The 6,866-nt window shown below is 50.8% G+C and carries 4 protein-coding genes; 2 read left to right on the top strand and 2 right to left on the bottom strand.

Annotation, left to right across the window (positions count from 1 at the left end):
- A partial coding sequence (locus tag VJY99_RS17420; protein WP_324120725.1) for a M20/M25/M40 family metallo-hydrolase occupies window positions 1-218 on the top strand: 218 nt, incomplete at its 5' end.
- A 429-nt stretch (window positions 219-647) separates the two neighbouring features.
- Window positions 648-3,299, top strand: a complete 2,652-nt coding sequence (gene ppc / locus VJY99_RS17415) for a phosphoenolpyruvate carboxylase (RefSeq protein ID WP_324120723.1) — start codon at window positions 648-650, stop codon at window positions 3,297-3,299.
- Window positions 3,300-3,362: 63 nt separating this feature from the next.
- Here ppc and katG read toward each other — a convergent pair whose 3' ends face one another.
- Together katG and metF are read right to left on the bottom strand one after the other, a co-directional pair.
- A complete protein-coding gene (katG, locus tag VJY99_RS17410; RefSeq protein WP_324120722.1) occupies window positions 3,363-5,543 on the bottom strand; it encodes a catalase/peroxidase HPI in 2,181 nt (726 codons plus the stop codon).
- A gap of 247 nt (window positions 5,544-5,790) precedes the next feature.
- The gene (gene metF / locus VJY99_RS17405; RefSeq protein ID WP_324120720.1) at window positions 5,791-6,681 is read right to left on the bottom strand and encodes a methylenetetrahydrofolate reductase; all 891 of its coding nucleotides are present in this window, start codon (window positions 6,679-6,681) and stop codon (window positions 5,791-5,793) included.
- Window positions 6,682-6,866: the final 185 nt, after the last annotated feature.

Below are 6,866 nucleotides of genomic sequence, written 5' to 3'. Positions count from 1 at the left end.
AGCTAGTACAAGTGGTCGAAAAGTTATTAGGCGCGCAAACAGAAGTGGTGAACTACTGCACCGAAGCACCATTTATTCAGACCATTTGCCCGACGCTGGTTCTGGGACCAGGTTCTATAAACCAGGCACACCAGCCGGACGAATACCTCGAAACACGGTTTATCGAGCCAACTCGCAAACTCATTACACAGGTTGTGCATCATTTTTGCTGGCATTGAAAAATAGCGATTCAGGGGGTTTTGCCCCCTTTTTCAGCTACTTTTTTGTGTATTTACCCTAATTAATTCGAGTTGCATCCCGGCGGCAAGAGCGCGACAAATTCGTCGGGAACGAATTTGACCAGCCTATGGCTGGCCTCCGGCGAGAGACAGGAGTCTCTCGTTAATCCCGATGAACTTACATAAGTCAGTGATTGGGGTAAGCGAACGCTGCCAACAAAGATGTGGCTTGAAGTATGAAGGGAAGTTATAAGAAATGCTTATCCACGAAGTTGGTAATTAAATTTCATGAATTAGCGTAATTTATTCGTTTGCTGAAACGATTTCGTAGCAATTGACGAAAGAAGACTTACGTGGCTTTATAAAGACGGTGTTGAACCTTCACGGGTGAAATTAAGTTACATAAAAGATGGGGTGTGTGGGACTACAATGAACGAACAATATTCCGCTTTGCGAAGTAATGTCAGTATGCTCGGCAAGTTACTCGGGGATACAATCAAAGATGCGTTAGGTGAAAACATCCTTGACCGGGTAGAAACAATCCGTAAGTTGTCGAAGTCATCACGGGCGGGCAATGAAGCCAATCGCCAGGAGTTGCTCACTACGTTACAGAACCTGTCTAACGACGAACTACTCCCCGTAGCGCGTGCGTTCAGTCAGTTCCTGAACCTGGCCAACACCGCCGAGCAATATCACAGCATTTCCTCTAATGGCGAAGCCGCCAGTAATCCCGAAGTTATCGCTAAGACAATCCAAAAATTAAAAAATCAGCCGGATATTAGCGAAACGGCCATTCGTGATGCTGTTGAGTCATTGTCACTGGAATTAGTCCTGACCGCACACCCAACCGAAATTACCCGTCGCACCCTGATTCATAAGCTGGTTGAAGTTAATACCTGCCTGAAACAACTCGACCATAGCGATATCGCAGATTATGAACGCAACCAGATCATGCGCCGTCTGCGCCAGTTGGTAGCACAGGCGTGGCACACCGATGAAATTCGCAAACTGCGACCGTCTCCAGTAGATGAAGCGAAATGGGGTTTTGCGGTAGTAGAAAACAGCTTGTGGGAAGGGGTTCCTAACTTCTTGCGTGAGCTGAATGAACAACTCGAAGACAATCTGAATTACAAACTGCCGGTCGATTTTGTTCCGGTACGTTTCACCTCCTGGATGGGTGGCGACCGCGACGGCAACCCAAATGTTACTGCCGACATCACCCGCCACGTGCTGTTGCTCAGCCGCTGGAAAGCAACTGACCTGTTCCTGCGTGATATTCAGGTCCTGGTTTCCGAGCTTTCCATGGTGGAATGTACTCCGGAACTGAGTAAACTGGCCGGCCCTGACGCCGCTCAAGAACCGTACCGTTGCATTATGAAAGGCATTCGTCAGCAATTACTGGCGACTCAAGCCTGGTTAGAAGCTCGCCTGAAAGGCCAGCGCCTACCAAAACCAGAAGGTTTATTGACGCAAAACGAACAGCTTTGGGAACCGCTCTACGCGTGTTACCAGTCGCTGCAAGCATGCGGCATGGGCATCATTGCCAACGGACAATTACTCGATACCCTGCGCCGCGTGAAATGCTTCGGCGTGCCGTTGGTGCGCATTGATGTCCGTCAGGAAAGCACTCGTCATACCGAAGCGCTAGGTGAAATGACTCGCTACCTGGGCATTGGTGATTACGAAAGCTGGTCAGAAGCTGACAAACAAGCCTTCCTGATCCGCGAACTGAATTCTAAGCGCCCACTGCTGCCACGTCAGTGGGAACCTAGCAGCGACACCCGTGAGGTGCTGGAAACCTGTAAAGTGGTTGCCGAAGCACCACATGGTTCTATCGCTGCGTATGTTATTTCCATGGCGAAAACTCCGTCTGACGTGCTGGCAGTCCACTTGCTGTTGAAAGAAGCGGGTTGCACCTTCGCGCTGCCAGTAGCTCCGCTGTTTGAAACCCTCGATGACCTGAACAATGCCGATGACGTCATGACCCAGTTATTGAACATCGACTGGTATCGTGGCTTCATTCAGGGCAAACAGATGGTCATGATTGGCTATTCTGACTCCGCGAAAGATGCAGGCGTAATGGCTGCTTCCTGGGCACAGTACCAGGCACAAGATGCGCTAATCAAAACCTGCGAAAAAGCCGGAATCACCCTGACGTTGTTCCACGGACGCGGCGGTTCTATTGGCCGTGGCGGTGCGCCAGCGCATGCAGCTCTGCTTTCTCAACCGCCTGGAAGCCTGAAAGGTGGCCTGCGTGTGACCGAGCAAGGTGAGATGATTCGCTTCAAATACGGTCTGCCGGAAATCACCATCAGCAGCCTGTCGCTCTATACCAGCGCGATTCTGGAAGCCAACCTCTTGCCGCCGCCAGAGCCGAAAAAAGAGTGGAAAAACATCATGGAGGATCTGTCTGTGACCTCCTGTGATATGTATCGTGGATATATCCGCGAAAACGAAGACTTCGTGCCGTACTTCCGTTCGGCCACACCTGAGCTGGAGTTGGGTAAACTGCCGCTGGGTTCACGTCCTGCGAAACGTAAACCTAACGGTGGTGTTGAGTCCCTGCGCGCCATTCCATGGATCTTTGCCTGGACGCAGAACCGTTTGATGCTTCCTGCCTGGTTGGGTGCCGGTGCCGCGCTACAAAAAGTAGTAGAAGACGGCAAACAGGACGTACTGGAAACAATGTGCCGCGACTGGCCATTCTTCTCCACGCGTCTTGGCATGCTGGAAATGGTATTTGCCAAAGCTGACCTATGGCTGGCGGAATACTATGACCAGCGTCTGGTGAAACCAGAACTGTGGAAGCTGGGTAAACAGCTACGCGACCAGTTGGAAGCGGATATCAAAGTGGTACTGGATATCGCCAACGACTCGCATCTGATGGCTGACCTGCCATGGATTGCCGAATCTATCATGCTACGAAATATCTATACCGACCCGCTAAACGTGTTGCAGGCTGAATTGCTGCACCGCTCGCGTCAGTTGGAAGAGAAAGGTGAAGAGCCAAATCCGCAGGTTGAACAAGCGCTGATGGTGACCATCGCGGGTGTTGCAGCAGGTATGCGTAACACGGGTTAACGACAAGAATCATGATAAAAAAATCCCCGCATTCACGCGGGGATTTTTATGTCTGATACCGGCTTATTTCAGGTCAAAGCGATCCAAATTCATCACTTTCACCCATGCTGCGATAAAGTCTTTCACCAATTTCTCTTTGCCATCACCACTGGCATACACTTCCGCGAGTGCGCGCAGTACCGCGTTGGAACCAAAGACCAAATCCGCACGAGTCGCCAAATGTTTCACTTCCCCCGACTGACGGTCACGGCCTTCAAACAACTCAGAAGAGGCGTCTGTGGCTTTCCATTCGGTACGCATATCCAACAGGTTGACAAAGAAATCGTTACTGAGAACACCCAGGCGATCGGTGAATACCCCTTGCTTACCGCCGTCAAAATTGGCACCCAGCACACGCAGGCCGCCCACCAGCACAGTCAGTTCCGGTGCGGTCAGCGTCAATTGCTGCGCTTTATCAATCAGCAATGACTCTGTTGTCGCCGCTTCCAGACGAGCACGGTAATTACGGAATCCATCCGCTACAGGCTCAAGCAGGTTGAACATCTCGATATCAGTCTGATCTTGGCTGGCATCCACACGTCCAGGAATAAACGGAACACGTACGCTAATTCCCGCAGCTTCCGCCGCCTGTTCAACACCCACGACACCTGCAAGTACGATGATATCCGCCAGTGAAGCTTTAGCAGACGCTTTCTGAATCGCTTCCAGCGCTGGCAGAACACGAGCTGCAACGGCATTCACATCCCAGCCACGCTGAGGGGCCAGTGCCAGGCGCGCACCATTGGCGCCGCCACGTTTATCACCGCCACGGAAAGTAGACGCTGACGCCCACGCCACAGACACCAGTTCACCGACAGACAGGCCGGAATGGGCAATTTCTGCTTTCAGGTGATCAATATCGGCGGGCGTTGGGCTGAATGTTGCTTTCGGCAACGGATCCTGCCAAATCAGTTCTTCTTTTGGCACTTCCGGTCCGATATAGCGCGCTACTGGCCCCATATCGCGGTGAGTCAGCTTGAACCATGCGCGGGCAAAAGCTTCATTGAACGCCTGCGGATCATTAAGGAAACGGCGTGAAATTTTCTCGAATTCCGGATCGAAACGCAGCGTCAGGTCGGTGACCAACATTGTCGGCTTACGTTTTTTCGATGGGTCAAAAGGATCAGGGATGATTTCTGGCGCATCCACTGCTTCAAACTGGATGGCACCAGCCGGGCTGCGCGTCTGCACCCATTCGAATTTGAACAGGTTCTCGAAGAAGTAGTTACTCCACTGAGTCGGTGTTTGTGACCAGACGACTTCCAGGCCAGAAGTAATCGCATCAGCACCAACACCACTTCCGTGGCTGCTCGTCCAGCCTAAACCCTGTGCTTCAATAGGGCCAGCTTCTGGATCGACGCCTACATGGGTTGCTTCAGCCGCACCGTGGGTTTTACCCAGCGTATGGCCACCAGCGATCAGCGCAACAGTCTCTTCATCGTTCATCCCCATATTGCCGAAAGTAGCACGAATGGCAGCGGCCGCTGAGAGTGGTTCGCCACTGGCATTTGGCCCTTCAGGGTTAACATAAATCAGCCCCATTTCGGTCGCGGCTAATGGGCGTTTGGCGAGCGCTTCAGGATCACGATGCTCAAGCCACGCCTTTTCGTTACCCCAGTTCACATCGAGATCAGGTTCCCAAACGTCTTCACGTCCAGCGCCAAAACCGAAGGTACGGAAGCCGGAGTTTTCCAGCGCCACGTTCCCCGCCAGCACATAAAGATCAGCCCAGGATATTTTCTGACCATATTTTTGTTTGATTGGCCACAGCAGGCGACGAGCTTTATCAAGGCTCACGTTGTCCGGCCAGGAATTAAGAGGAGCAAAACGCTGCTGACCACGACCTGCGCCACCACGACCATCGACTGAACGATAGGTGCCAGCACCATGCCAGGCCATACGAATAAACAGCCCGGCATAGCTGCCCCAGTCTGCAGGCCACCATGGCTGAGAATCAGTTAACAATGCTTTGAGGTCGCCTTTCAGCGCAGAATAATCAAGTTTGCTGAATTCTTTACGGTAATCGAAATCTTCGCCCAAGGGGTTTGAGCGGTTGGAGTGTTGATTAAGAAGGTCTACGCGAAGTTGTTTTGGCCACCAGTCACGAGTGCTTGTTCCCGCTCCAGCACTTACATCCTGACCGCCCTGATGAAACGGGCACTTTCCTGCTGACAACGTATTATGATCGTTTTCGTTTGTGCTCATATTCCTGCTCCCTCTCACTGTTTTAATACCAGGATATACATCTCTGCAGATAAGTTATAGATGAAAAAAACTACAGATTTGATAGTTATTTCCTTCTGGTCAGGAGCAAGGTAGCAAAAGTTTTTTTAAAGGAACGTGTCAGCCTCATAAACTTTTAAAATTAACCCTTAAAAGTTTGAGGGATATGAAGAAAGATGCGTGAATGGACTGCGGAGAAAGTTATGGCCCTTGCGGGCCATTTTTTGAATCAGATTGCCGGGCGAACACCCAGTGTGTGGCAAATTGCGTAACTCATCTCTGCGCGGTTTAGCGTATAGAAATGGAAATCTTTCACGCCTTCACGGCTGAGGATTTTCACCATATCCATCGCAATATTGGCACCAACCATTTTGCGCGTCTCTGCGTCGTTATCCAGCCCTTCAAACATTTGCGCCATCCAGTGCGGAACGCGCACGTTGGTCATGGTGGCAAATTTGTGTGCCTGCTTGTAGTTACTGACTGGCAGAATACCCGGCACGATTTCTACGTCGATACCCGCAGCAGCGCAGCGATCACGGAAGCGCAGATAGCTTTCTACATCGAAGAAGAATTGAGTGATAGCACGGTTTGCGCCGGCATCAATCTTGCGCTTGAGGTTGATAAGATCAGCCTGCGCACTTTTCGCTTCAGGGTGAACTTCCGGGTAAGCGGCGACAGAAATATCAAAGTCACCAACCTCTTTCAGTAACGTCACCAAATCCGACGCGTACATATCTGGCTTGCCACCGCCTGGCGGTAAATCACCACGGAGGGCGACGATATGACGGATGCCATTATTCCAGTAGTCCTGCGCGATGGTGCGCAGTTCTTCACGAGTTGCATCAATACAGGTCAGGTGCGGTGCCGCTTCCAGACCCGTGCGATCTTTAATACCCTTGATGATGCTATGTGTACGGTCACGTTCGCCAGAATTTGCGCCGTAAGTCACGGAGACAAATTTTGGTTTCAGGCTGCTGAGCCGATCAATTGAGCTCCAAAGGGTTTGTTCCATTTCACTGGTGCGCGGCGGGAAAAACTCAAAGGAAACGTTAATTTGCCCAGCGACTTCGGCCAGACTCTGATTTAGTGCTTCCCGCTGGTTGGCGTGAAAAAAGCTCATACCCTTACCTCATCAATCGCATTTTATTATGTGGTGTTGTGTTTTGTTGCATTCAGACGTTTAGACGTCCAGATAGCAAGATGAAGGAAAAGCGTGATGTCGTCAACTGAAAATTCAACACAAGAAATGAGGAATTCTCAATCAAGTTGAAATTTCTTCATGTTCGATATAAACGATAAAAAAAG

Source organism: Buttiauxella sp., assembly GCF_035271705.1.
Taxonomy (GTDB): Bacteria; Pseudomonadota; Gammaproteobacteria; order Enterobacterales; family Enterobacteriaceae; genus Buttiauxella.
This window is presented reverse-complemented; position numbering and strand designations above follow the sequence as displayed.